At 69.7% G+C, this 21009-nt stretch carries 24 protein-coding genes and 1 pseudogene; 13 read left to right on the plus strand and 12 right to left on the minus strand.

Going from position 1 to position 21009, the window contains the following annotated elements:
- Nucleotides 1-56: 56 nt before the first annotated feature.
- The gene (locus tag OG386_RS01785) at nt 57-935 is read right to left on the minus strand and encodes a GNAT family N-acetyltransferase (protein ID WP_328786409.1); all 879 of its coding nucleotides are present in this window, start codon (nt 933-935) and stop codon (nt 57-59) included.
- A gap of 201 nt (nt 936-1136) precedes the next feature.
- On the opposite strand from OG386_RS01785, the pseudogene OG386_RS01790 reads away from it, so the two are divergent.
- The 3 genes and pseudogenes from OG386_RS01790 to OG386_RS01800 all read left to right on the plus strand — a co-directional run.
- A pseudogene (locus tag OG386_RS01790) lies at nt 1137-1349 on the plus strand (transposase); the annotation flags it as partial.
- Nucleotides 1350-1737: 388 nt separating this feature from the next.
- Complete coding sequence (locus tag OG386_RS01795; RefSeq protein ID WP_328786410.1) at nt 1738-2193, plus strand: RpiB/LacA/LacB family sugar-phosphate isomerase; 456 nt, start codon at nt 1738-1740, stop codon at nt 2191-2193.
- Nucleotides 2194-3087: 894 nt separating this feature from the next.
- Complete coding sequence (locus OG386_RS01800; RefSeq protein WP_328786411.1) at nt 3088-3267, plus strand: hypothetical protein; 180 nt, start codon at nt 3088-3090, stop codon at nt 3265-3267.
- Between the two features lie 35 nt (nt 3268-3302).
- Here OG386_RS01800 and OG386_RS01805 read toward each other — a convergent pair whose 3' ends face one another.
- The gene (locus tag OG386_RS01805) at nt 3303-3482 is read right to left on the minus strand and encodes a hypothetical protein (RefSeq protein WP_328793576.1); all 180 of its coding nucleotides are present in this window, start codon (nt 3480-3482) and stop codon (nt 3303-3305) included.
- A gap of 378 nt (nt 3483-3860) precedes the next feature.
- Here OG386_RS01805 and OG386_RS01810 point away from each other — a divergent pair, with 378 nt between their 5' ends.
- Both OG386_RS01810 and OG386_RS01815 read left to right on the plus strand, forming a co-directional pair.
- Nucleotides 3861-4415 carry a hypothetical protein gene (locus tag OG386_RS01810; protein WP_328786412.1) on the plus strand — a complete coding sequence of 185 codons (555 nt, stop codon included), beginning with the start codon at nt 3861-3863 and terminating at the stop codon, nt 4413-4415.
- A 322-nt stretch (nt 4416-4737) separates the two neighbouring features.
- The gene (locus tag OG386_RS01815; protein ID WP_328786413.1) at nt 4738-5223 is read left to right on the plus strand and encodes a hypothetical protein; all 486 of its coding nucleotides are present in this window, start codon (nt 4738-4740) and stop codon (nt 5221-5223) included.
- Nucleotides 5224-5352: 129 nt separating this feature from the next.
- On the opposite strand, the gene OG386_RS01820 is transcribed toward OG386_RS01815, so the two are convergent.
- Entirely contained in the window at nt 5353-5694 is a 342-nt protein-coding gene (locus tag OG386_RS01820) for a hypothetical protein (protein ID WP_328786414.1), read from the minus strand.
- Between the two features lie 523 nt (nt 5695-6217).
- On the opposite strand from OG386_RS01820, the gene OG386_RS01825 reads away from it, so the two are divergent.
- The 3 genes from OG386_RS01825 (at nt 6218) to OG386_RS01835 (ending at nt 7999) form a co-directional block, all read left to right on the plus strand.
- The gene (locus OG386_RS01825; protein ID WP_328786415.1) at nt 6218-6883 is read left to right on the plus strand and encodes a glyoxalase; all 666 of its coding nucleotides are present in this window, start codon (nt 6218-6220) and stop codon (nt 6881-6883) included.
- A gap of 167 nt (nt 6884-7050) precedes the next feature.
- Nucleotides 7051-7485, plus strand: a complete 435-nt coding sequence (locus OG386_RS01830; protein WP_328786416.1) for a YdeI/OmpD-associated family protein — start codon at nt 7051-7053, stop codon at nt 7483-7485.
- 82 nt (nt 7486-7567) lie between these two features.
- Entirely contained in the window at nt 7568-7999 is a 432-nt protein-coding gene (locus OG386_RS01835) for a DoxX family protein (protein ID WP_328786417.1), read from the plus strand.
- On the opposite strand, the gene OG386_RS01840 is transcribed toward OG386_RS01835, so the two are convergent.
- The 4 genes from OG386_RS01840 to OG386_RS01855 form a co-directional block, all read right to left on the minus strand.
- Nucleotides 7984-8628: a response regulator transcription factor gene (locus OG386_RS01840; RefSeq protein ID WP_328786418.1), complete on the minus strand. Its 645-nt coding sequence runs from the start codon at nt 8626-8628 to the stop codon at nt 7984-7986. The two genes, OG386_RS01835 and OG386_RS01840, sit on opposite strands and share 16 nt — an antisense overlap.
- On the minus strand, nt 8580-9908 hold the full coding sequence (locus tag OG386_RS01845; RefSeq protein WP_328786419.1) for a sensor histidine kinase: 1329 nt from the start codon (nt 9906-9908) through the stop codon (nt 8580-8582). Before OG386_RS01845 ends, OG386_RS01840 begins: the two co-directional genes overlap by 49 nt.
- A 1-nt stretch (nt 9909) precedes the next feature.
- Nucleotides 9910-10815 carry a CPBP family intramembrane glutamic endopeptidase gene (locus OG386_RS01850; RefSeq protein ID WP_328786420.1) on the minus strand — a complete coding sequence of 302 codons (906 nt, stop codon included), beginning with the start codon at nt 10813-10815 and terminating at the stop codon, nt 9910-9912.
- A gap of 800 nt (nt 10816-11615) precedes the next feature.
- Nucleotides 11616-12011: a hypothetical protein gene (locus OG386_RS01855; RefSeq protein ID WP_328786421.1), complete on the minus strand. Its 396-nt coding sequence runs from the start codon at nt 12009-12011 to the stop codon at nt 11616-11618.
- Nucleotides 12012-12522: 511 nt separating this feature from the next.
- Here OG386_RS01855 and OG386_RS01860 point away from each other — a divergent pair.
- Nucleotides 12523-12840 (plus strand): hypothetical protein, encoded by a 318-nt coding sequence (locus OG386_RS01860; protein WP_328786422.1) that lies wholly within the window; start codon nt 12523-12525, stop codon nt 12838-12840.
- A gap of 1024 nt (nt 12841-13864) precedes the next feature.
- Here OG386_RS01860 and OG386_RS01865 read toward each other — a convergent pair.
- The 3 genes from OG386_RS01865 to OG386_RS01875 form a co-directional block, all read right to left on the minus strand.
- Nucleotides 13865-14158 (minus strand): DUF6342 family protein, encoded by a 294-nt coding sequence (locus OG386_RS01865; RefSeq protein WP_327732956.1) that lies wholly within the window; start codon nt 14156-14158, stop codon nt 13865-13867.
- A gap of 907 nt (nt 14159-15065) precedes the next feature.
- Nucleotides 15066-15194, minus strand: coding sequence for a hypothetical protein (locus OG386_RS01870; protein ID WP_328786423.1), 129 nt, complete (start codon nt 15192-15194; stop codon nt 15066-15068).
- A 779-nt stretch (nt 15195-15973) separates the two neighbouring features.
- Nucleotides 15974-16696 carry a DJ-1/PfpI family protein gene (locus OG386_RS01875; RefSeq protein ID WP_328786424.1) on the minus strand — a complete coding sequence of 241 codons (723 nt, stop codon included), beginning with the start codon at nt 16694-16696 and terminating at the stop codon, nt 15974-15976.
- Between the two features lie 170 nt (nt 16697-16866).
- On the opposite strand from OG386_RS01875, the gene OG386_RS01880 reads away from it, so the two are divergent.
- From OG386_RS01880 to OG386_RS01890, 3 genes are all read left to right on the plus strand, one after another.
- Complete coding sequence (locus OG386_RS01880; RefSeq protein WP_328786425.1) at nt 16867-17898, plus strand: GlxA family transcriptional regulator; 1032 nt, start codon at nt 16867-16869, stop codon at nt 17896-17898.
- 294 nt (nt 17899-18192) lie between these two features.
- Entirely contained in the window at nt 18193-18354 is a 162-nt protein-coding gene (locus tag OG386_RS01885; protein WP_328786426.1) for a hypothetical protein, read from the plus strand.
- Complete coding sequence (locus OG386_RS01890) at nt 18351-18908, plus strand: hypothetical protein (RefSeq protein ID WP_328786427.1); 558 nt, start codon at nt 18351-18353, stop codon at nt 18906-18908. The genes OG386_RS01885 and OG386_RS01890 overlap by 4 nt, the downstream gene beginning before the upstream one ends.
- Nucleotides 18909-18921: 13 nt before the next feature.
- Here OG386_RS01890 and OG386_RS01895 read toward each other — a convergent pair whose 3' ends face one another.
- Together OG386_RS01895 and OG386_RS01900 are read right to left on the minus strand one after the other, a co-directional pair.
- Nucleotides 18922-19497, minus strand: coding sequence for an NIPSNAP family protein (locus OG386_RS01895; RefSeq protein WP_328786428.1), 576 nt, complete (start codon nt 19495-19497; stop codon nt 18922-18924).
- Nucleotides 19494-19961, minus strand: coding sequence for a hypothetical protein (locus OG386_RS01900; RefSeq protein ID WP_328786429.1), 468 nt, complete (start codon nt 19959-19961; stop codon nt 19494-19496). Before OG386_RS01900 ends, OG386_RS01895 begins: the two co-directional genes overlap by 4 nt.
- 56 nt (nt 19962-20017) lie before the next feature.
- Here OG386_RS01900 and OG386_RS01905 point away from each other — a divergent pair, with 56 nt between their 5' ends.
- The gene (locus OG386_RS01905; protein WP_328786430.1) at nt 20018-20947 is read left to right on the plus strand and encodes a helix-turn-helix transcriptional regulator; all 930 of its coding nucleotides are present in this window, start codon (nt 20018-20020) and stop codon (nt 20945-20947) included.
- Nucleotides 20948-21009 lie beyond the last annotated feature (62 nt).

Here is a 21009-nt window from a genome sequence, read left to right on the forward strand (position 1 = left end):
TGAAGTGCCGACGGGCCGGACGAGGTGATGCCCGGGTCCGGCCCGTCCGCTCGTCTCTACAGGTCGAGCTGGTACTGCAGTGTCGTGTGCGTGGGCAGGTAGCCGAGGCTGTCGCTGATGTGTCTCATGTGCGTGTTGCTGTCGGCGGTGTCGGTCAGGAGGCCGCCGAGGTCCGGGTAGTGCCCGTGGGCTTGACGGATCGACTCGGCCTTCATCCAGCGCCCGAGGCCGTGTCCGCGGTGCTCGGGCAGCACGCCGGTGCCGTAGTGCTGGGCATCACCTGTGCCGCCGCCGGGCACGACGAGTTCGGTGAACCCGGCGATCGAGCCGTTGGAGGTGTCGATGGCGACGACGGTGTGCAGGTGGTCGCCGCGCTGTTCGACGGCCTTCGCCGCAGCCCGGACCCTGTCCACGTCCCAGGTCGTGATGCCGTGGTCGGTGTCCTCCATGGGCATGTCGTCCATGGCGCGACGTGAGTCGGCGAAGGTCTGGGCGAGATCGTCGGGAACGGTTCCCTGCCAGGACGCCAGCCGGTAGCCGGAATGCGGACGCTCAATGATCTCTGCCAGGGAGGACATGTCCACATCGGCCAGGGGCAAGCGGGCGAACCTCAAGGTGAGGACCTTGCGGAAGCCGCGGGCCGGCAGGAAGTGGTCGCCGGGCGATCCCGCCCCGGCCTGCGCCACGACGCAGCGTCGGGCGTTGTCCCGGGCGGCGGCCACGGCAGTGTCGAGTAGCCGGGAGCCGATGCTCTTGCGGCGCTCCACGGGATGAACATGGAGGGCCAGTTCGGCCAGGTGCGCTTGTCCGCCATCGAACAGGCGTAGAAAGGCCGTTCCGACAGGGTTGGCATCGGTGTCGGACGCCAGCCATGCAAGGCGTCGGCTGTGCGCCCCGCGAGCGGGGTCGGTCAGTGGGGTGATGCGAAACGACAAGGTGTCTCCGTCGTGAGGAGGTGGCAAACGTCAGTACGCGGGCTCAACTGCTGGGCACTCCTGCGCATGTGCTCCACACCTCCTCCTCGACAGTGCCGGTCCGGATCAACAAGGACGGCTAGGCAAAGTTAGCTGGCCCATCGATTCCTCGGCAAAGGGTTAAGACCGTGCCCTATGTGGTGAGGCGTCGTTGGCCCCGGTATGGGGCGGGGTACGTGGAGTTGGATTGTTCCGGACGGGTTGTGGGAGATCGCGGAGCCGCTGATCCCGCCGTCGAAGGTTCGACCGCAGGGCGGTGGAACGCAGGACACGCCTGATGCGACGCCGTTCGCGGCGATCATCTACGTCCTGGTCTCCGGCTGTGCCTGGCGGGCCCTGCCGCCGTGCTTCGGGATATCGACCAGGGAACGGCGCACTTCGCCATCCTGTCCGCTCGGTCGATGTCATGCCCCACCCCAGGTGCCACCAGACGTCGTTACTCCAATGACGTTGGGCCGCACGGGTGAACTCCAGTGGCGGATTTTACAGTCACCTCGGCTGCGCAGAGAAAATACGCCCGGCCCGGCGTCGATACGGTCGCCCGGCATGTCGCCTCAGGCGAGCCCGCCACCCACAGTCGGGGGTGATCACCGCCGCCTCCGGCACGTTTCCGGCGTATTGATCAGAGGGGCTCGAAGATGTCGATGTGCATTGACAATGCTTGAGCGATGACGAGCGAGTGGCAACGCCAGGGCTACGGCACGCGCCTGATCACTCCTCGACCCGCGGAGACCCTCCGCTCCAGGCCGGTTAATCTCAGGACATGCGGATCTCCGTTTCCTCAGACATGGAAGAACCCGTGGCTCGAGCACTCCTCAGGCAACTGCGCGACCGCGGACACGATGTGGTGACGTACGGCGCGCTGAACCCCGGCGACGATCCACAGTGGGCAGCCTGCTCGGAGGCGGCGGCCCGCGAGGTCGCTGCCGGGAACGCCGACCAGGCCGTCGTGTGCTGCTGGACCGGTACGGGCGCGTCGATCGCCGCGAACAAGGTTCCCGGCGTACGCGCAGCCCTGTGCACGGACGCCTACACGGCGGACGGTGCGCGCCGCTGGAATGACGCCAACGTGCTCGCGCTCAGCCTGCGCCTGACCTCGGAACCGCTACTCAAAGAGATCCTCGACGCCTGGTTCGCCGCCGAGGCGAGTACGGACGCCGAGGACCGCGAGAACGTAGCGCGCGTCAAACGCCTCGACAACACCAGCACCACGCCCTGAATGAACTCGGCGGGCCTCCAGCCGCGTACGCGGAAGGTCTCGTTGGCGAGGTGCGTGCGGACGATGGCCGCCAACCCGGTGCTAGCGACTCGGCCGATGCCAACACGGCCTGCGGAACGGACTCCCACTCCGGCGGCGGAGTGGATTTACCGCAGGACGATGCGCTGCCGCCACGACCTTCCAGGCTCGCAATCTTCGCCGCACGCAGCGGGTTCGCCTTCACCCCCTCGGAACCAGTGAGCCTCTCGACCTTCCGGGCCGCTGCCTCCGCCTCCGGCCGCGCCTTCGTGGCCGGCCGCCCGGCCTCGGCGGCCAGTGTGCGCGCCGCACGCGCGGGCTCTCCGATCACCACATGCTGATCATGCGACAGCTTCCGCAACTGTCCCGCGTCCAGAGACCGGTGCGCGGCGCGCAGCGCCTCGCTGAGCTGGATGAGGCTGTGCGCCTCCTGTGGCCGACGGCGCGCCAGGAGACGGGCCGACCACGCCGCGACCGTCGGCTTCCGCAACGCTCCGATCGCGGCGGCGAGTTGCCCATCCCCCGGCCTTGCGGGCCCTGGCCGCGTACGCGCCCCGCGCCGCGGTGAACTCCGACAGCCGCAGCCCGTACAACTACACCGCAACCAACTCCACATCCATGCCAACACCTGTCAGGACACCGCGCGTCGACCAGCAGCACAAGACCAGCGGATGCCGTGGAGCCAGGCGATGGTCCGTTCCACAATCCGCCGGGAACGCCGAGTCCGATGCAGCACTCGCCCCACCCCTGCCAACAAGGCGGACGCTGGGGCGCGTGCCGCGGCCGGCGACGCAGTCCGTGCCTATGCCGCCAGGACCCACGAGAACGCCGACCGGCCCGCCGGAGTCCTCGAGGACATCGGAGCGCAGTGCGGTGATGACGTACAGGTCGCGGACGTCCTCGATCTCGTCGGTGTACTGGCGAAGCGCGGGCGGGGTGCCGTCGCCCGGGGATCGGTACGTTGATCTCGGGGTCGACGGCGATGGGCACCAGGGCGCGGTCCAGGGTGTGGAATTCGTGTTCGGTGGTGAGGTCTTCGAGCTGCTCGGCGACTGAGTCTCTGAACGCGATCCTGGCGCATCGTGGGGCCATCAGGCGACGGCCGGGCGCTGGGCGGCGAGCCGGGCGAGATGCGCCTCCCGCAGCTCTTCCCAGGGTGTGCACTCCGCCACCGACGGGAAACCGTTAGTGACAAGGCCGTCGCGAAGATCACCGAGGGCTGGGAGGAACTGCTGGCGTTCTACGACCTTCCAGCCGAGCACTGGATCCACCTGCGGACCGCGGGTAGCCGTGGCCCGGTGGCGGGTAGTTGCGGCCCGGGAGCCCGGCGGCGCCGTGGAGGACGATCCGCTCGAACTCCGGCCACTCCCCCGCCATGTGAGCCTTGTCGGCGCTGGCTTCGTCGATCGCCTTGAGAAGGCGCAGCGACCACTCCCGGTCCGTGTCCTGGCGCGCCACGGGCCCCGGCCGCCGCACGGTGTCCGGTGCCGGCGGAGCCGGGCACGGGAGGTACAAGCGACCGAGCACCACGCACCGGCCGGCACCACCATCCCCGCCAACAGGCTCAGGACCAGGCCGACAGTCCCGCGCCCGAACAGGTCGGCCCACCAGCCGCACGCGGCCGCTACCTCGTCCGGCATCCTGGAGCGGTGAGCACGACGACAACGCCTTCACTCAGATTCGTTCCCAACGCCAGAGACAAGTCATGGGGCCCTGAGTGGGTTCCCCTCGACGCTTTCCGCGAGCCCACGGTGATTGAGGAGCTCCCCCAGTCTGCCTTCATCTGGGACAACTTCAAGGTCGACGTCAGCCTCAGGATCGGCAACGGGGACTTCTCCGACGCCGCGACCTCCGTCTGCGCGCTGGACTTTGTCCTGATGCTTCACACCGCAAGGGTCACACTCCGCGAAGGCAAGCACGCAGTGCTCGAGCTGTCCGACCGACAGGACGAATGGCACTTCACGCGGGACAGCGAGCTCATCGGATTGCGCACTCGATACGCCACCCGCGAGGGCTGGCACTTCCGCCCAGCAGAAGGACACTGCCCAACAGGTGAGTTCAACAGCCTGGTGGAGCAGGCCCTGGAGGACTCCCTCGCTCTGATCTTCTCAAGGCAACCCGTGACACGGCGAAACCCTTACCTACAGGCCCTTGCAAACAGGGGCTTCGACGCTGACTGGGCACGCCCCTCCCCACTGGCCTGAGCACCTTCTGGAGTCACCGACACACAGCACCGAGCGTCTACCGGCCCCACCTCATGCCCTGGCCGGCGCGGCCTGCTGCTGGTGGGCCGGGGCCGCGGCCCCCGTCCAAGTTCTGCGCCTGGTCTTCCCGGCCGAACTCACGGCAGGTCCAGAGGCGCTGTTGGCTTCCTCGGCGGGCTGCGTAGCGTACCTGCGGTCATCGAACGAAGAAGATGTTGGACGCGGTCGAGTTCCCTCTTGGCGCTCGTGTGCGCCGGGCCCGGCGCTGGCTCGTGGCCACGAGCGCGGCGGGGGGGTGATAGCGGGAGCCGCCGCGGCATCCGTGGTGGCCGACGCCTGCGGCTGGGTGCAGGCGTCGCGGACGGTTCAGTCGGGCCTGGTGCTGGTGACGCTGTTCTTGCTGCCCGTCGCATGGGTGGGAGTGCACGCCGTGTGGGCGCTGCGCGGACGTGCCGAGCTGTTCGCCGCCGCCGGCGAACACCGCCGGCGACGTCCCACCGACCAGCAGCTGGTCAACCACCAGCGCAACGAGCACCCGCTCACCCCTCACGGCACGCTCTGTCTCGCGTTCGCGCTTCCGTTCGCCCTGGCAGACGGGGCCGTACTCGCCGGTGCACCGCTCGGCGCCAGGCTGGCCGCTTCTCTGACCGCTCTGGCCCTCGCCCTGCCCGGGATCCGCCGCGCCGACCGCCAAGGCGTGCAGGATCGGAAGCGGCGTACCGAGCTCTGGTCGCTGTCCAGCGCCGTCGAACGCCGGCTCACCGTCAGCCTCCTCAGCGCCGGCGACGGGACACACTCCGGCGCCTGAACACAAGGCCAGGACCGATTTGCATCCCCGCGAGTCAGCGAAGTTGATCAGCTCCGACGCGATCCGGCCCGTTCTTCCTTCGATCGGCCGCCCGAGCGGGGCGGGCGCGCTCCCCCTGCTCCGGCCGGATCACGCCTGGCTGAGGATGACCACCAGCGCGGTGGCCTCGGCGAAGATCTGGACAGCGAGCGCGGCCCGGCGCACCCGCACGGCTGGCGCGACGAGTGCAACGAGCAGCACCACCGCACCGAGGCCGGCGCTCCACTCGAACAGCCAGCCGGGCAGTCCCGGGGCACACTGCTCGCCGTAGGTCACGCACCGGGAAGCCTGCTTCGAGGCCAGCGTCAGGATGCCGGTCGCCGCGGCAGCCGGCACGAACAGGAAGGCAGCCACGGCGGCCCACAGCCGGGTACGCTCAGTCGGCGAGGGGGACGGCACCGGGCGGGCGGAGACGGAAGCGGATGCGTTCATGCCCTCATCCAATCCGGGTGCCTGGCGCTGCACAGCCGCCGGGCTACTCAGATCCGGGGGACCGCGTACTCAGACGTCGGCGGGTACGAGACAGCGCCGGTTGCCGGAGCCCGGTCGCGCACGCGAAGCGAGCAGTCGAACGGTTGTCCGTCGGGGCGGTGCGTGGCGTATCGGCCGCGTCAGCTGGGGCAGCCGTCGCCTCCTTCACGCCCCGCGGTGAACTCGGCGAACCAGCGGTCCGGGTGCCTGCTGGTGGGGATGCCGGTGGTAGGCGCCGCGGCTCGCGGCCATCCGTCGAGTCGGCGCAGGCCGGGTTCGCCCAGGGCCGGACCGCTGTCCGGGCCCTTCCGGTGCCAGGCGGCGGATGCGGGCGGTCAGCCGACCAACCATGCCGATGTCGCGGTACGGCCTGCGATGCGGGGTCGGCGATCGAGGCGGAGGGGATGCTCGCGTGCGTGGCGAAGCACGTCTCAAGACCGGTCAGGATTCGAGAAGCCCAGGCCGCCGCGCAGCCCCTAGCGTGATGGTCATGGCAACCACCACTTCCACCGCAGCCAACACGTCACTCGCGTCCGTCACCCTTGAGGTGGCCGGCCTCGAGGCCGCCCGCCGCTTCTACCGCGCCTTCGGCGTGGACACGTACCTACGCCTGCGGGCGTCCGATGCGCACTCCACCGGATTCCGTGGCTTCACCCTGGCGCTCACCGTGGCCGGGCCGGCCACCGTCGACAGCTTCGTCGGCGCCGCCGTGGACGCCGGCGCCACGGTGCTGAAGCCCGCCGCGAAGTCGCTGTGGGGCTACGGCGGGGTCGTCCTGGCCCCGGACGGGACGATCTGGAAGATCGCGACCTCGGCGAAGAAGGACACCGGCGCCGCCACCCGCGAAATCGAAGAGGTCGTCCTGCTGATCGGCGTCGAGGACGTGAAGGCCACCAAGCAGTTCTACGTCGGCCGGGGCCTGACCGTGTCCAAGAGCTTCGGCGGTAAGTACGCCGAGTTCGCCCCGGGTCAGGCCAGCCCCGTCAAGCTGGCGCTGTACAAGCGCCGTGCCCTTGCCAAGGATCTCGGCGTCCCCGCCGACGGCACCGGCTCGCACCGCATCGTCCTCGGCGGCACCGCCGAGGCCTTCACCGACCCGGACGGGTTCGCCTGGGAGGCTGCCGCGTCGCTCGCCCCCATGCCGTCCTGACGCGGCAACGACCGGGCCGAGCGGGTCTACACCGGTAGCCGCCATCTCCTGCCTCACCGCCGTCCAGGACAGGGGGTGGTCCCCGGTGTGGGAAGTGGGAGCGGCCATCCGAGCCGGGGCGGGGCCCGATCCGCGGAAAGCCCTTACAGAACAAGAGGAGAAGGATCATGAAGTTTCGGGCCTACGTCGAACCGCCCGAGCCCATGCGGGGCCTGGAAGTTCCGCCCGAGGTGGTAGCAGCGCTCGGCGGGGGTGCGCGGCCGCCGGTGACGATCACGATCAACGGGCATTCCTGGAAGAGCCGGGTCGCCATCATGCGAGGCCGCCACCTGCTCGGCCTCAGCAACGCCAACCGGCAGGCTGCGGGTGTCGCGATCGGCGAGGAGGCCGAGGTCGAGCTGGAGCTCGACACCGAGCCCCGGGTCGTCGTCGAGCCCCCGGACTTCGCCCGGGCTCTGGACGAAGACCCGGTCGCCCGCGGCGCGTACGACAACCTCGCCCACAGTCGCAAGCACGAACATGTGCGCGCCGTCGAGAGTGCGAAGAAGCCCGAGACGCGCCGACGGCGTATTGAGAAGGCCATCGCCACCCTGCGGGGCTGACCCCCGAAAGCAAGGACTCAGGCGGCACTGCAATCGCCGTGCGGCGACCTGACCCTGCCCAATTCCTATTGAAAGGACAAGCATGTCGAAGCGGCTCATGACCGGTCTGTACTGGTTCCTGGCATTCGAGTTCGCGCTGGGCGCCGTGACCAAGTATTGGCCAGGCGACACGATGTTCAGCTCGGCGTACTCCGCGAAGTTCGTCGATTGGGGTTATCCGTCCTGGATGCGCTTCGTGGTCGGCGCCCTGGAAGGTGTAGCCGCCCTCCTCCTGGTGATCCCCGACAGGCGAACACGCTTCCTGGGTGCCACGACGCTGATGTTCGTGCTCACCGGCGCGGTCACCACCCACATGGTCAACCACCACCCGGCGGTGGAGAGCTGGGCCGCGCCGTCCCACCTTGTCATCATGGGCGTCCTCGCGCTGGCCAACTGGCCTGCCGACTGGCGAGACCTCCTGCGGGCTCGTACCGCGTCTGCCGCCTCAGCGGACGGTGGCTACCGTTTGAGGTAGGCCAGAACGGCCAGTACCCGGCGGTTGTCGTCTGCGGACGGTTCGATCCGGAGTTTGGTGAAGATGGCGGCGGTGTGTTTGGCGACGGCGCTTTCGCTGATGAACAGGGTTTGCGCCACGGCCGCGTTGGAACGGCCCTCCGCCATCAAGGCGAGTACGTCCAATTCGCGCGGTGTCAGCTGGGCGGTGGTGCCCCGGGCCTCGCTGCGGGCCAGCAGCCGTGCGATGACCTGCGGGTCCATGACCGTACCGCCCGCGGCGACGGTGCGTACCGCGTCGATGAACTGGGCGGTGTGCGTGATCCGGTCCTTGAGGAGGTAGCCGATGGCGCCTTGGCCTCCGGCGAGGAGTTCGTGGGCGTAGAGCTGGTCGACGTACTGGGAGAGTACGAGGACCGGGAGCGCCGGCCGTGATCGGCGTGCTTCCAGGGCGGCTTGGAGGCCTTCGTCGGTGAAGGTGGGTGGCAGGCGGATGTCGACGACCGCGACGTCCGGTTGTTCTTCGAGGAGCGATTTGAGCAGGGCGGGGCCGTTGTCGACTGCGGCGATCACCTCGAATCCGTGTTCCCGGAGGGTGCGGGTCAGTCCGTCCCGGAGGAGGAAGAGGTCTTCGGCGAGGACGACGCGCACGGTATCTCCAAGGTCGCGGTGGTCGGGCCGCCCGGCGGGCTGTGCAGGACGAGGGTTCCGTCGAAGGGGTCCAGGCGGCGGCGTACTCCTTGCAGTCCGCTGCCGTCGGGGTCGGCGCCGCCGCGGCCTTCGTCGGTGACCGTGGCGCGCAGGGCGCCGTCGGTGTGGCTGAGGCGGATGTGCACCTCGGGGGCGCCGGAGTGTTTGGCGGCGTTGGCGAGGAGTTCCGCGACGGCGAAGTAGCCGGCGGATTCCACGGGGGCAGGGAGCCGGCCGGGCAGGGCTGTCTCGATGCGCACGTCGAGGTGGCTGTCGAGGGCCAGTGAGCGGACCGCGTCGCCGAGCCCGCGGTCGGCAAGTATCGGGGGCAGGACACCGTGGACGAGTTCGCGGAGGTCCTGGAGAGCCCTTTGGGAGGTGGCGCGTACCTCGTGCAGGAGTGCGCGGGCGGCTGCGGGGTCGCGGTCGATGAGCCGAGTGGCTTCGTCGAGGGTCATGCCCAGGGCGACGAGGCGGGCCTGTGCCCCGTCGTGCAGGTCCCGCTCGATGCGGCGCAGTTCGGCGGCCTGGACGTCGAGGATGTCGGCGCGGGATCCTGCGAGGTGTTCGATGCGGCGGACGAGTTCGGTGGTGTGCGGGGCGGCGAGCAGGCGTCGGCTCCAGCGTGCGTGGAGTCGCAGGGCGGTGGGGGCCAGCTTGAGTCCTGCGGCGATGAATCCGAGACCGAGCAGGAGCGCGGCGAGCATCATCGGGGTGGAGTCGACGAGGATGAAGGCGTACCAGTTGCCGTCGCCCAGGAGCCGCCAGACGAAGGGCTGTACGGCCGCGCCGAAGAGGCCGTACTCGACGAGGGCCAGGGGCACGGCGGCGAGCAGTGCGCCTGTCCACGGCTCTGCCCAGGCCCAGCGCAGGTCGTGCCAGAACCCGTCGTCGCCAAGGAGGGCGCGGGCCTGCCGGTGGCGGCCGGCGGAGTTCTCGGGTGCGGCCTGGCGGGACGGGAGCGGTTGTGGCGGGCTGATCTCGGTTCCCGTCCAGCGGGCGGCCCAGTCGCGGTAGCGGTCGGAGATGCGGCGCAGGGCCGCTGCGGCGGGCGGGAGCAGGAGGAAGCCGATGCCGATGGGCAGGAGGAGCAGCGCCCCGATCACGAGGGCGCCGGCCCCGGAGACGGCGAGCGCGGCGAGCGAGAGCAGCTGGCAGCGGCCGATGCCGACGAGCGCGCCCCTGAGGCCGATGCCGCGGCGCCTGTCTCCCTGTGCCATGCCCACCTGTGGTTCCGTCATGTCAGCGCGGTCCGTCCGCCGTTGCGGCGGCGATCCTATCCGGCGCGGTCGCCGCCCGGCGGGCGGAGGCGATCCACGGGAGTGCTGCGGCCAGGCAGGCGGCGCCGAACACCGCCATCGGCGCGGTTGCCGGGGAAGTCTCGTCCGTCACGAACAGCATGCCGAGGTTGACCAGGGTGTGGAAGCCGCCCGCGAGCAGCAGCCGGTTGCTCCGTACGCGTTCCAGGGCCAGGCCGAGGATCACGGACATCGCGACGGTGGCCGTCAGGAATCCGGCCGCGTAGGCCGGCCCTTGGGTGAGGGCCGGTACGTGCCACAGGCCCCAGGCCGTCCCGACCAGGACGGAGGCGGCGACCGGGCCGAAGCGGGTGCGCAGCAGTGGCTGGAGATAGCAGCGCCATCCGACCTCCTCGGCGCAGGCACCGATGAGTTGGGCGGTCACGAGCAGGGTGAGGGGGTGTGCGAAGGCTTGGGAGCTGGTGCCGGGGAGGGAGCCGGAGGTGAGCAGGGCGCCGCCGGCGGACAGTGCGATGATCAGGGCGGGGGTGAGGAGGAGCGCGGCTCGGTTGCCGGACGGCAGCCGGGCCTCATGGCCGGCCGGTCCTTGCCTGCGGGCGGGCAGCGTTCCCGTGAGCCGGTCCCTGATCCGGCCGGGCCACAGCAGTGCCACGGCCGCCACGGCGAGGGCCGGTCCGAACTGGGTCAGTTGCAGCACCTCGGGTGGTATACCGGTCGCGGGCTGGAGCGCCCCGCACAGTCCCGCCGCTAGGAGGGCGACGGTGAGGAACACCCCTGTCTGTGCCGCCCATCCACTGCGCGGTACTCGCCGCTGCCCCTGCCCCTCCTTCCGGTCCTGGTCGTGGTCCTGGTCTTGGTCGTGGTCCTGGTCGTGCTTGTGGTCCGGCATGGTGCCCGGCCTCCCCATGGATCGCTGGGGGCGCGGCTGTCACGCCCCGCGTTCGACTCTGCCGGTCGGAGTCGGGGCCGTCCTTGCACGTGGGTGCCGGAAGGGGTGTATCCAGGTACACCCCCTTCTCGGGGACGGGTCAGGTTGTGGTGGGAAGTGGTTCTTCCGAGTTCGGCAGTCACCGGCCGTCGCGGCCATGACTGCCGCGGCCTGCCGAATCGGAGGCGCGCATGAGGCGCTCGGTCACAGCGGTCGAGGGCCGAGCTCGCCGCGCGCTGACCAGGATCATGGTCGACAAGGCGGCGGCCTGGCCGACATCACCGTCGGCGACGTGATCGAGTACGACACCGAATGCCGCAGCCCCGCCCACCGGATCGACGGCCTCCCGCAGGACAGCGGGAGGCGCGACGGGCGCGGGTGCGGGAGCGGGGGGGCGGGAGCGGGGACGGGGACGGTGACTGTGAGAGGTCAAGCAGGCGACCGACGTCACCGTTTGATCAGTCCGCAACCTGTGTCGTCGATCCCCTGGCAGGACACGCCTTCCATATCTGAGGGCTTGCCGATAACCGGGAGTAGCGTCTGCTTGAAGACGTAGTCGGGTGGTAGCCATACCCGAGTGATCTGCCAGTTGAGGTGTGGAAGCTGATCCGGCCGGTCGTCACGGCGGGGAGGGCGGGCACCGCTACTTCGTGCAAGGAGGTCTCCATGGCACACGACGACCAGTTCACCGCCCTTGGGCCGCCATCGGCCAGTTCGGGATTCCCGCGTTCGGCATTCTCGACCAAGGCCACCGGCATGGTCTACGGGGGAAACGTGCAGGGCGTGAGGGCCGGCCTGTACGCCGAGAGCTCGCGCGGCGCGACACCGATCGCGAGGCTGATGTCGAGGGTGTAGGCGTTTTCGGTGTGGGTGACAGTTTCGGCATCTTCGGGAAGACCGCGCCCAGCCCTGGACGCCCAGGCATCGCCGGGCTGTTCGGCCAGCACAACCGGGGTGGTGTCGGTGCTATCGGGGCCACGATGCGGGGCGGCATCGGCGTCGTGGGCACGAGCGTGCAGGCGCTGGCCAACCCGCTGGAGACGTTCGGTTCCGGCCCCGGGCCGGGCGACGGGTCCGGAACCGGGGTGCTCGGCACGAGCGGCAACGGCGTCGGCGTCGGCGTGCACGGCATCAGCCACTCCGCCGAAGGCGTCCATGGCGAGAGCGCCCAAAGCGATGCCGTGGTGGGCCACAGCACCGGCGGACGAGGCGGACGTTTCCAGTCCGGCCGCACGGCCGCCGGTACCCCAATCGGCCTGATCGGCCTGGTTCCCCAGCCGCTGTCGGTTTCCGGCCGGATCACCGCCTCTCCCACGATGTACGTCAGCACGGCGCTGGAATTGCTGCCCGCCGAGGGCAGCGGGGGCGACCTGCTCGTCACCCAGTCTGATGACGGCACTTGCGCGTTGTGGTTCTGCACGAACTCCGCCCGACAGGACCGCCGCGCAGTCTGGCGAGAAGTACTGCTCGGCCCTCCGCCGGTACCGCAGGCGGTGGAATTGGTCGACTGGACCGTGGCCGAGGGTGACCCCGCGACGGGAACCGCACGGGGGACTTGGCACGGTGCCGATGTGCGGCTGGTGGGGCCAATGGGCACCGGCAGCGCTGTCGACGGGTCCTTCGGCGGATTCTCCTCCAACGCGTTCACTCCGTCGTTGCCATCCAGCGATGCTCTGGAGATCCGCGGCGGAACCGCACGCCTTCACTCTTACCTTCGCGGCTGCCATCAAGGACCCGGTGCTGTATCTCGCGTCGATGGGTTCGATCATGCAGTTCCCCGCCGGGACAGAGGTGACCTTGGTGAGCGGGCAAGGGATGAGCGTGTCCGGAAGCACCGTGACAGGTCTGGCTGGACCGGTCGACTCGAACGGAACCATCAGGCTTACGGGCGTGTTCACCACAATCTCGTTCACTGCCACGACGAATGTCCCCACGCCGGGGGTCATCGATGGGATCCTCCTGCAGATCGGTGGTCTCCCGACGTAGCGCCATCGTCGTCGCAGGAGCCCCCTCCAGCGGGCGGCACACAAGCGGGGCCCGCACGGCGGTCCAGGACCCGGGGTCCGCCCCAGGCAGGCAGAGGAGAACGGCAAGGCGTGCCCGGGACGGCGGGTCGGGTGCCGGCGGGTCGGCGACTTGTCCGGTGTGTCTGACTGCAACGTCGTCGTCCACCGCCACGCCCACGCCTGGCCAGGGGGCAGCAGATGATCGACCAGACGGAGATCGGGGAGCGCGTCCAGGACGCGTACGGCAGGACCGGGATCGTGCGGGACATCGACACCGCATGGGAGGACCCCTCCGACCCACCCGGCGGCCGCCGACGGCACGTGGTGCGATCATCTCGCCGGACCTGCTCTCCCGGTCGAGGTCACCGGCAGGTGCGAGGTACGCCGTCGGACCGTAGCGCCTCAGCACCACACGGAAGTCCATGTCGTCCCACCTCGCCGCGATCGGCAGGCTTGATGCATGCCTGCCCGAAACCGGGCAGCAGATGGCGCCCGAAACGATGGTCACGCTGCTCGGGACTCATCCGCAAGCCACCCCGCCGGGCCCAAGCCGTCGCGTCAGCGGTGAGATCCACGTCTTCAGCCATCGGACCGGTGCGTCGAGATCCTGGCGAGCCAGGTGTCCGGGCTCGTGCCAAGACCTGTTCCATCCAGTCCAGTGCGGTGCCTGCGTTGTCATACAACAAAGCAGCGCGAGACACCTTCGACCGCTATCAACCGTTCACGGTCGCCTTGGACGACGGGGACGGCGAAGTACCACACGCTCGGCTGCCCGTCAGCCCCGAACGGAAGGGCGGCCGCGATGACCGACAACACCGCGAGGAATGCCAGAGGGGCGGGAAGGGCTTGCCCCCGCCCCCCTGGGTCATCAGTCGAGCCTGGACGCCTCGACGCTGTTCACGCCTTCCCGAACTCTCCGACGGTGATGTCGGCCTGCTGTGAGTTCACTGCGGCCTGACGTCTCCTTGGTGTTGCCAGCCGGGGAGGTTCACTTGCGTCGCTGCCTAGTACGACAGGTCCTTCTGCTCTGTGATCAGGCGACCAGCGATGTGTAGGTTGCCGTCGGAGTCGAGTACCGCGATGACCTTCTTCGTGGAGCCGTGGTGGGTCGTGAAGTAGATCTTGTCCGCCTCCTGCGAGGTGGAGTAGTTCGTGTTCACCGAAAGTTCGATGCTCACCGGAGAGCTGATGAGCACATCCTTTGAGGTCGGGGTGATCTGGTTCTGCCGCAGTTTGATACGGCCGTGGTTGTCACCCTCGTCCCAGTCCGACGCCACCCCGAGATCGATCTCAGCCATGAGGTTTCCCCTCCAGTTCCGGCGGGCCGTTTCCTCTGGCGGGCTCCGGCCGCGTCGTTCCGTACACGAAGCCCGACAAGACGCGCCCACTCCCGAGTGAAAGAACTTCCTCGGTTGGATGACATGTGGCATCACCCGACCGGTTAGGAGCCTACGCAGCTCGGTCACCCGACGGGGACAGATTCCGAAAATCGTCATTTTATATTGCAGGATGACCATTTTTGATCAAATCGGTCACTGTGGTTGGAGTGCCGAATGCCCTGAAGGCTCACCGGACCCCCCTCCGTGTCGAGCCGGGCGAAGGCGGCGGGCCGGCGCACACTGAGGAGGCTCGTATCCCGCCTCCGGTCAAACCGCACTTCAGCAGCGTGACCGAACCGTGCAACTCTCTGCGGAATCAACGTCGATGTCGCCACCGGATCGCTCGATGGCGTGCACCGTCCGCCGCGCATACGGCGCGGCCCCGGCGCTCCGTTTCCGGAGTGCCGGGGCCGAAGACGGTCCGGTCGTACTGCCCCAGAGCGCTCTGGGCACCGGCCCTGACCCGCGCACCCATGTCGGCGCGGACTGCCCATGACCTTAGCCGCCCGCCCGGGACTGGCGGGCCCGGCCGGGCAGAGAGCCGGCCGGACCCACGGCTTCATCGCGCCCTAGGCAGCGCGGCCAGGGCGAGGCGTTCCTCGTCGTGGCCGTTGCCTCCGACCCGGCGCGCCCGCTCCTGGAAGGCGGCCTCCCTCGTGGTCGGTGCCGCACGACGCGGGGCTGGGGTAAAGACGAACTGGACCGCCGAGAAGGGCCGCTCCAGGGACGGCCCGGAGTAGGTCTCCTGCCAGTGACTACGCGGCGCGCAAGCGGCGTTCCCGCGGCCGGACGCCGGCGCGTTGCGGTAGGCGTCGTAGCGCTCCAGCTAGGCGACCAGGCGGGCGTAGGACATCGTGCGGTCGATCTCCACGAACGCGCTAGAGCCGTCGGGTACCACGTTCCCGGCCGGGGCGGAGTGGGCGACTTCCACCCGCCAGTCCGCATGGTCGGCCACCTCCGCCTGGTGGAAGGCGGCGACGGTGTCGACCAGGGCGAGGCCGTGCTCCCGCAGGCCCGTCTTGCTGGCCGCGCGCCTGCCCGTGGTCCGGCCGGCCAGGGCCGGGGATCGTCAAGCAGGTTGCGCAGCGCCGGCGTACGTGGTCGGTGCCCTGCTGGTGCGACAGCAGTCTGACGATCACCGTCGACGGGTGTCCGATTTCGCCTTGACTACCCCTGGACCGGGCCGGTTTGTCCGTGGCCGACACCACACCGCCCGGCCGTCCGGTCAGCCGAGCCAGTCCGAGGACCTTGAGCCGGTTCCGCTCGCCTGCCGCCGTCGGCACCAACGGGGCAGTGCGGCTGCAAGCACCAGGGTGGCGAACTGGCCCATCCCGACCAAGCGTCAGTTCTCCGGCTCGTCCGATCCTGCTCCGCCGTGGGCCCCCACTCTCCACCCAGTGCGCACGATGTCGGCCACTTCCACCCGGTAGAGCGCACAGCTGGGCGGGAGTGGACGCCACTGAGCCTCCGCCAACTGAAGGCGCTGGTCGAAGGGCTGGTGTGCCGGTCTGTCGGGTGCTCCGGCTGGTCGTGGTCGGCAGTCTGTGGAGAAGATGGTCTTACAGAGCGGTCGGTTCGCGTAGTGCGCGCGTTTGTCGCTCGTGCAGGAGCAGCTGACCGCCGCCCCGAGGCCCCTTCTGCGTCGGCCCAGGTGCGGGGCAGGGGGCCGTAGCCCACCGGTGGGCAGGCCTGCCGCGCCCGACCGGAGGCCCGCCCCCGCCCGGCCCACCGAGCTCAGTTGCTCAGGCGCGCCAGCAGGGCTGGGTGGTCGGTGAGAGCGGTTCGGAGCAGCTGGCGGGCGAAGGGCGCGTACTGGCCGCTCTCGGCGGGCGTCCAGTCGATCGGCCCGAAGGGCGGCTCGGGGTCGTACTCGATGAACAGCTGGACCATCCGTGCGACCTCCTCACCGGCGAGGCGGCCGACAAGATGCAGAGCCATGTCGATACCGGCCGAGACGCCGGCCGCGGTGATGAAGCGCCCGTCCTCGACCCAGCGTCGGGGGACCGGCGTTGCCCCGAAGCGGGTGAGCAGGTCTCGGTACATCCAGTGCGTGGTGGCCTGGCGGCCTTCCAGGAGCCCTGCCGCCGCGAGCAACAGCGATCCGGTGCACACCGAGCCGACGACCTCGGAGCGCGATGCCGTTTCGCGCAGGTTCTGCAGGAGATTCTCGTCGGCCATTGCGGCAAGGGTGGGGACGAGGCCGCCGGGCACGATCACCGCGCATGGATCCGCCATCTCCTCGAAGGTGTGGCTGGGCACCAGAGACAGCGGGGTGTCGCTTCCCATCGGCTCGATCCGCTCGCCGACCACGACGGTGCGGTAGCCGGGGACCAGTTCGGACAACGCGGCGAAGACCTGCAGCGGGCCGACGATGTCCAGCGGGGTGAGGCCCGGGTACAGCACGAAGGCGATGGTCTTCACCGGTGCCTCGGACGGCGCGGGCGGGGTTTCGGTCATGACGAGTCTCCTGAATCGATCGGTGGTGGTCGCGGGCTGGCGGTGAACCGCCGCACTGGCGACTCCGACGACTCTCACCCACAGCTGCCGCCGGAGGGGAAAATCTGCGGACCCGATGTCCGAAATCCTGGGATGCCTGTCCTACAGTCGGACTAGATAGTGTCGAACGCATGACGACAACTGTCCGCCACCGCGTGGTGGTCGTGGCCTACGACGATGTGGAGCTGGTGGAGGTAGCCTGCGTGACCAGCGCCTTCGACGGTGCGAACCGCCTCCATGCGAGTCCGCCCTACGAGGTCCGCCTGGTCACCCCGCAGGGCCGCCCGGTGCGCTGCTCCTCAGGACTGGTCCTGGGCGCGCAGGCCGCCCTGGAACGTACCCGCGGCCCGGTCGACACGCTTCTGGTCGTCGGCGGGCCGGGCCACGCCGCGGCGGCGCAGAACACTCGGCTGGTTGAGCACGTGCGTCGCCTGGCCGGAATCAGCCATCGCGTCGCGTCGGTATGCACGGGCACGAGCGTGCTGGCGGCCACCGGGCTGCTCGACGGCAGGCGCGTCACGACCCACTGGGCGTACGCGCGCAACCTCGCGCAGCGTCACCCGGCCGTCCACGTCGACGCCTCGCCGCTGTACCTTCGCGACGAGCACGTCTGCACCTCGGCCGGCGTCACCGGGGCGCTGGACCTCACCCTCGCGTTCATCGAGGAGGACCACGGCCCGGCCCTCGCCCGGATGCTGGCCCGGATGATGGTGACCTACCTCCAAAGACCGGGCAATCAGGCCCAGATCAGTATGTTCGTCGGCGCACCGGCTCCCGAGGACGGGACTGTGCAAAGGACCGTCGAGCACATCACCGGACACCTCGACGGCGACCTCAGCGCCACCACGCTCGCCACGTACGCGGGAGTCAGCGGACGTCATCTGGCCCGGCTGTTCCTCGACGACCTCGGGCAGACCCCAGCCCAGTTCGTACGCACCGCCAGAGCCGAGGCGGCCTCGCAACTCCTCGTCTCCACAGCCCTGCCGCTGGCCTCCATTGCGAGGCGCTGCGGGTTCAGCTCCGCCGAGACGATGAGGCAGTTGTTCCTGCAGCACTACGGAACCACACCCAGCCAGCACCGCACGGTCCACAGCGCTTCCCGGAGCGCACCCACAGCGGGGCGCCATGATCAATCGCAGCCGCTGGAGATCGACATGACGTGAGGCACGGAGTGCTCCGCACAGCGCGCACCGGACGTACGTCACCGCGACCGGGGGCGCGCATCCCGAACGACGGCTGCTCCATCTCCACGCCAGGCCCAACGCGGCGGCGTCACGCCGCACGCGCTGTGCCGGCCGGCTTGTGCGCGAGGGACGGGCAGCGGCGTTTCGGACGCAGCCGGTGGGCTTCCGGACGAATGGACCGGCACCACACGGGGTACGGCAAATGATGTCACTACCTGGCGTGGTGATCGTTGGCGTTGTGGCATCCTGCGGCCTCGATGGCTGGTCAGGAGTGTGCGTTCGGTAGCGCACGAGGAGAGAGACGTAGGAGAAAAGGTCCAGGAGGACGACCAGAACCTGTGGCGGGCGAGGTACACCTCCGAGGAGGGTTGGAGCCCCGGGGTCGTCTTCGCCGGCCACCTCAGCGCGGCGGCCCCCGCCCCCTCGCTGAAGTGAACGGCGCGCTCTACTGCGCCCACCGCGGCGCCCGCAAGGAGGACAACAATCAGCTTCCGCTGCGCTGGACCTCCTTCACACCAGCGGCGAGCAAGCCGTTCATCGCCGCCTTGGAGAAGGCGGCGAAGCCTCCGGCCGAGGGGGCCACCGAGGAGCAGGAAGCCCAGCGGCAGAAAGACATCCGGGGCGCGGCCGAGGCCTTGGAGCAGGCCCGGAAGCGGACGCCCGACATCCCCGCCGGCGTCTTCGAGGGCACCACGACTTTCGGGTCGTTCGACGCGGAGCGCCTGGACCGGATCGCCGAAGTGCACGGGTTCCCGAGGGTGGAGAAGCCCGCGCTGGTCGACGACAACGGCACCCTGCGGATGGTCTACCCCCGGTCCGGTGGCGGCCCGTCCGGCAGTAAGACGTCGCTGCGGGAGAACCACCTGACCGACAGGCGCGCCGCCGACTGGCTGCTGTGCTGGTCACGCGCCAAAGGAGCGAGGTGGACACGCACTTTCCCGTACGCCCCGAGCCTGGCCGTGTTGTCTGCCCGTGCTCGGCTGCCGTAAGCAGTCGGGGACTTCACCAGCGACGATCCGGAGCGTGAGGTCGGGTCGTCACTGGTTCGAGCCGCAGGCGCTGGGCCGGCCAGGGTGGTGACTCCGGCGGGCCGAACCAGATCCGGACGTCCTGCCCAGTACGAACCGGCAGGGCCGGGTAGTCGTTCTCGGCGTGCTCGGTGCGGTGCAGTGCATGGCACGGGCGCAGGTACCGCGCGGCGTACGCGTCGAAGGCGACGGCGTCGGACTGATGGCAGACGGTCGCGAGGACCTCATGAGTGCCCGGCTCCGGTGTGAAGCCCGGGCCGCGCAGCAGCAGGACGTCGTCGCTGTCGATCATGGTGGCGTTGGCCGCGTCGCGGTGCTCCCTCCAGACCGGGCCGGTGTAGAAGGCCTCCAGCGAGCGTCGGCGGCGCGTCATGTCGGGGAACGAGCGCAGCCAGACGAAGCGGTCCGGGTCGTCCAGATCGCGGAACCGGCCGCCGACGGTGATGCCGACCGACTGTTGGCCGGTCACGAACTCACGTTCGAACAACTCGATCAGCGTCTCCCGGGCTCCGGGGTGGAGCGTGTACTGCCGGAATTCGACGATGCTCATGCGCCGACATGCCCGGTGCGGGTGAGGTCCATGCTCCAGTTGAGCTCCCAGGTGCGGCCGCCGTCGGAGGAGAACTCCTGCTCCCAGCGGGCGGTGTCCGGGCCGAGGCGGTACCAGGTGAAGTGCACCCCGATCGGGCGGCCGTCGTAGGTGTCCTCGCCGTGGAAGTCCCCGCGGTCGCCGGTGAAGCCGCCGACCACCGGCGGATCCAGGCGGCCCGTCCGGCTGTCGGACCAGTGGATCGACCAGCGCCTCGTCTCGTGGTCGAACAGGCGCAGGGTCACGCCCTGGCGGCCGAGCGTGGGGAAGGTGATCTCGTCGATGTTGCCGGCACCCCCGAACAGCGGCCGGACCACCGCGTGCCCGGAGAACTCCGCCCAAGTGGCAGGGCCTGAGCCGAGCGGTGCGGTGAGGCGGCGGTTGGCCACGTCCCAGGAACCGTGCAGGAAGTCGAAGTCGTTCATGCGCCGCACGCTAGGGGCACTCCCCTGACATCCACTGTCAGTGGATACTGGGCAGCATGCGCGCGAGCCGGCTGGTCACCTTGCTCCTCCTGCTCCAGAACCGGGGCCGGATGACGGCCCAGCAGCTGGCCGAGGAACTGGAGGTCTCCGTCCGCACGGTCTACCGGGACGTCGAGGCGCTCGGCGCCGCCGGTGTCCCGCTGTACGGCGCGGCCGGACACGCGGGCGGCTACCAGCTGGTCGACGGATACCGGACCAGGCTCACCGGACTCACCCCGGACGAGGCGCAGGCAGCCTTCCTCGCCGCACTCCCCGGCGCCGCCGCCGACCTCGGCCTCGGCGAGGCGCTCGCCACCGCCCAGCTCAAGCTGCGGGCCGCCCTTCCGACCGAGCTGCGCGAGCACGCCGGACGGATCCAGAAATGCTTCCTGCTCGACGCCCCCGGCTGGTACGGCGACGCCGACCGCACGCCTCACCTGGCCTCGGTCGCCGCCGCGGTGTGGGCGCGGCAGGCCGTGGTCCTGACGTACCGGCGCTGGCGGGCGCCGGAGGAGATCGAGCGACGGGTGGAACCGTACGGGCTCGTGCTCAAGGCCGGCCGCTGGTACTCGGTCGCAGGCGGGCCGTCCGGGATCCGCACCTACCGGGTCGACCAAATCCTCGGAATCCGGCCGCTGGAGGAACAGTTCGTCGTTCCGGACGGGTTCGACCTGGTCGAACACTGGAACAGCCATCTGGCCGACTTCCGAACCCGGCTGCACACCGGGGAGGCCCTGGTACGGCTCACGCCGGAGGGCGCCCGCCGCCTCGGCGTGACACCCGCAGGGGACGGATGGACGCAGGCCCGGGTGCCCATCGAGTCAATCGACCACGCCCACGGGGAGTTCCTGCACCTGGGCGCCGACGTTGAGGTCGTGGAACCTGCCGAGCTGCGCGAGCGCATCACCGCGACCGTGCGGACCCTGGTTGCCCGCTACCAGGGTTGAATCTGGGCAGAAGGTTCTTCCGACCTGGAAGCCCCGCATGCCCGTCGCGGCGATGCAGACAC

The sequence above is a fragment of the Streptomyces sp. NBC_00273 genome (genome assembly GCF_036178145.1).
Lineage (GTDB): Bacteria > Actinomycetota > Actinomycetes > Streptomycetales > Streptomycetaceae > Streptomyces.

Bases quoted from the DNA above. Each gene is read 5' to 3' on its own strand.
- OG386_RS01860 (WP_328786422.1), top strand. From the start codon at position 12,523: ATGCTCTGGAGATCCGCGGCGGAACCGCACGCCTTCACTCTTACCTTC.
- OG386_RS01895 (WP_328786428.1), bottom strand. From the start codon at position 19,497: ATGAGCATCGTCGAATTCCGGCAGTACACGCTCCACCCCGGAGCCCGG.
- OG386_RS01795 (WP_328786410.1), top strand. From the start codon at position 1,738: ATGCGGATCTCCGTTTCCTCAGACATGGAAGAACCCGTGGCTCGAGCA.
- OG386_RS01835 (WP_328786417.1), top strand. From the start codon at position 7,568: ATGTCGAAGCGGCTCATGACCGGTCTGTACTGGTTCCTGGCATTCGAG.
- OG386_RS01845 (WP_328786419.1), bottom strand. From the start codon at position 9,908: ATGACGGAACCACAGGTGGGCATGGCACAGGGAGACAGGCGCCGCGGC.
- OG386_RS01905 (WP_328786430.1), top strand. From the start codon at position 20,018: ATGCGCGCGAGCCGGCTGGTCACCTTGCTCCTCCTGCTCCAGAACCGG.
- OG386_RS01865 (WP_327732956.1), bottom strand. From the start codon at position 14,158: ATGGCTGAGATCGATCTCGGGGTGGCGTCGGACTGGGACGAGGGTGAC.
- OG386_RS01825 (WP_328786415.1), top strand. From the start codon at position 6,218: ATGGTCATGGCAACCACCACTTCCACCGCAGCCAACACGTCACTCGCG.
- OG386_RS01850 (WP_328786420.1), bottom strand. From the start codon at position 10,815: ATGCCGGACCACAAGCACGACCAGGACCACGACCAAGACCAGGACCAC.
- OG386_RS01820 (WP_328786414.1), bottom strand. From the start codon at position 5,694: ATGAACGCATCCGCTTCCGTCTCCGCCCGCCCGGTGCCGTCCCCCTCG.
- OG386_RS01880 (WP_328786425.1), top strand. From the start codon at position 16,867: ATGACGACAACTGTCCGCCACCGCGTGGTGGTCGTGGCCTACGACGAT.
- OG386_RS01800 (WP_328786411.1), top strand. From the start codon at position 3,088: ATGACGTACAGGTCGCGGACGTCCTCGATCTCGTCGGTGTACTGGCGA.
- OG386_RS01875 (WP_328786424.1), bottom strand. From the start codon at position 16,696: ATGACCGAAACCCCGCCCGCGCCGTCCGAGGCACCGGTGAAGACCATC.
- OG386_RS01830 (WP_328786416.1), top strand. From the start codon at position 7,051: ATGAAGTTTCGGGCCTACGTCGAACCGCCCGAGCCCATGCGGGGCCTG.
- OG386_RS01900 (WP_328786429.1), bottom strand. From the start codon at position 19,961: ATGAACGACTTCGACTTCCTGCACGGTTCCTGGGACGTGGCCAACCGC.
- OG386_RS01855 (WP_328786421.1), bottom strand. From the start codon at position 12,011: ATGGACGCCTTCGGCGGAGTGGCTGATGCCGTGCACGCCGACGCCGAC.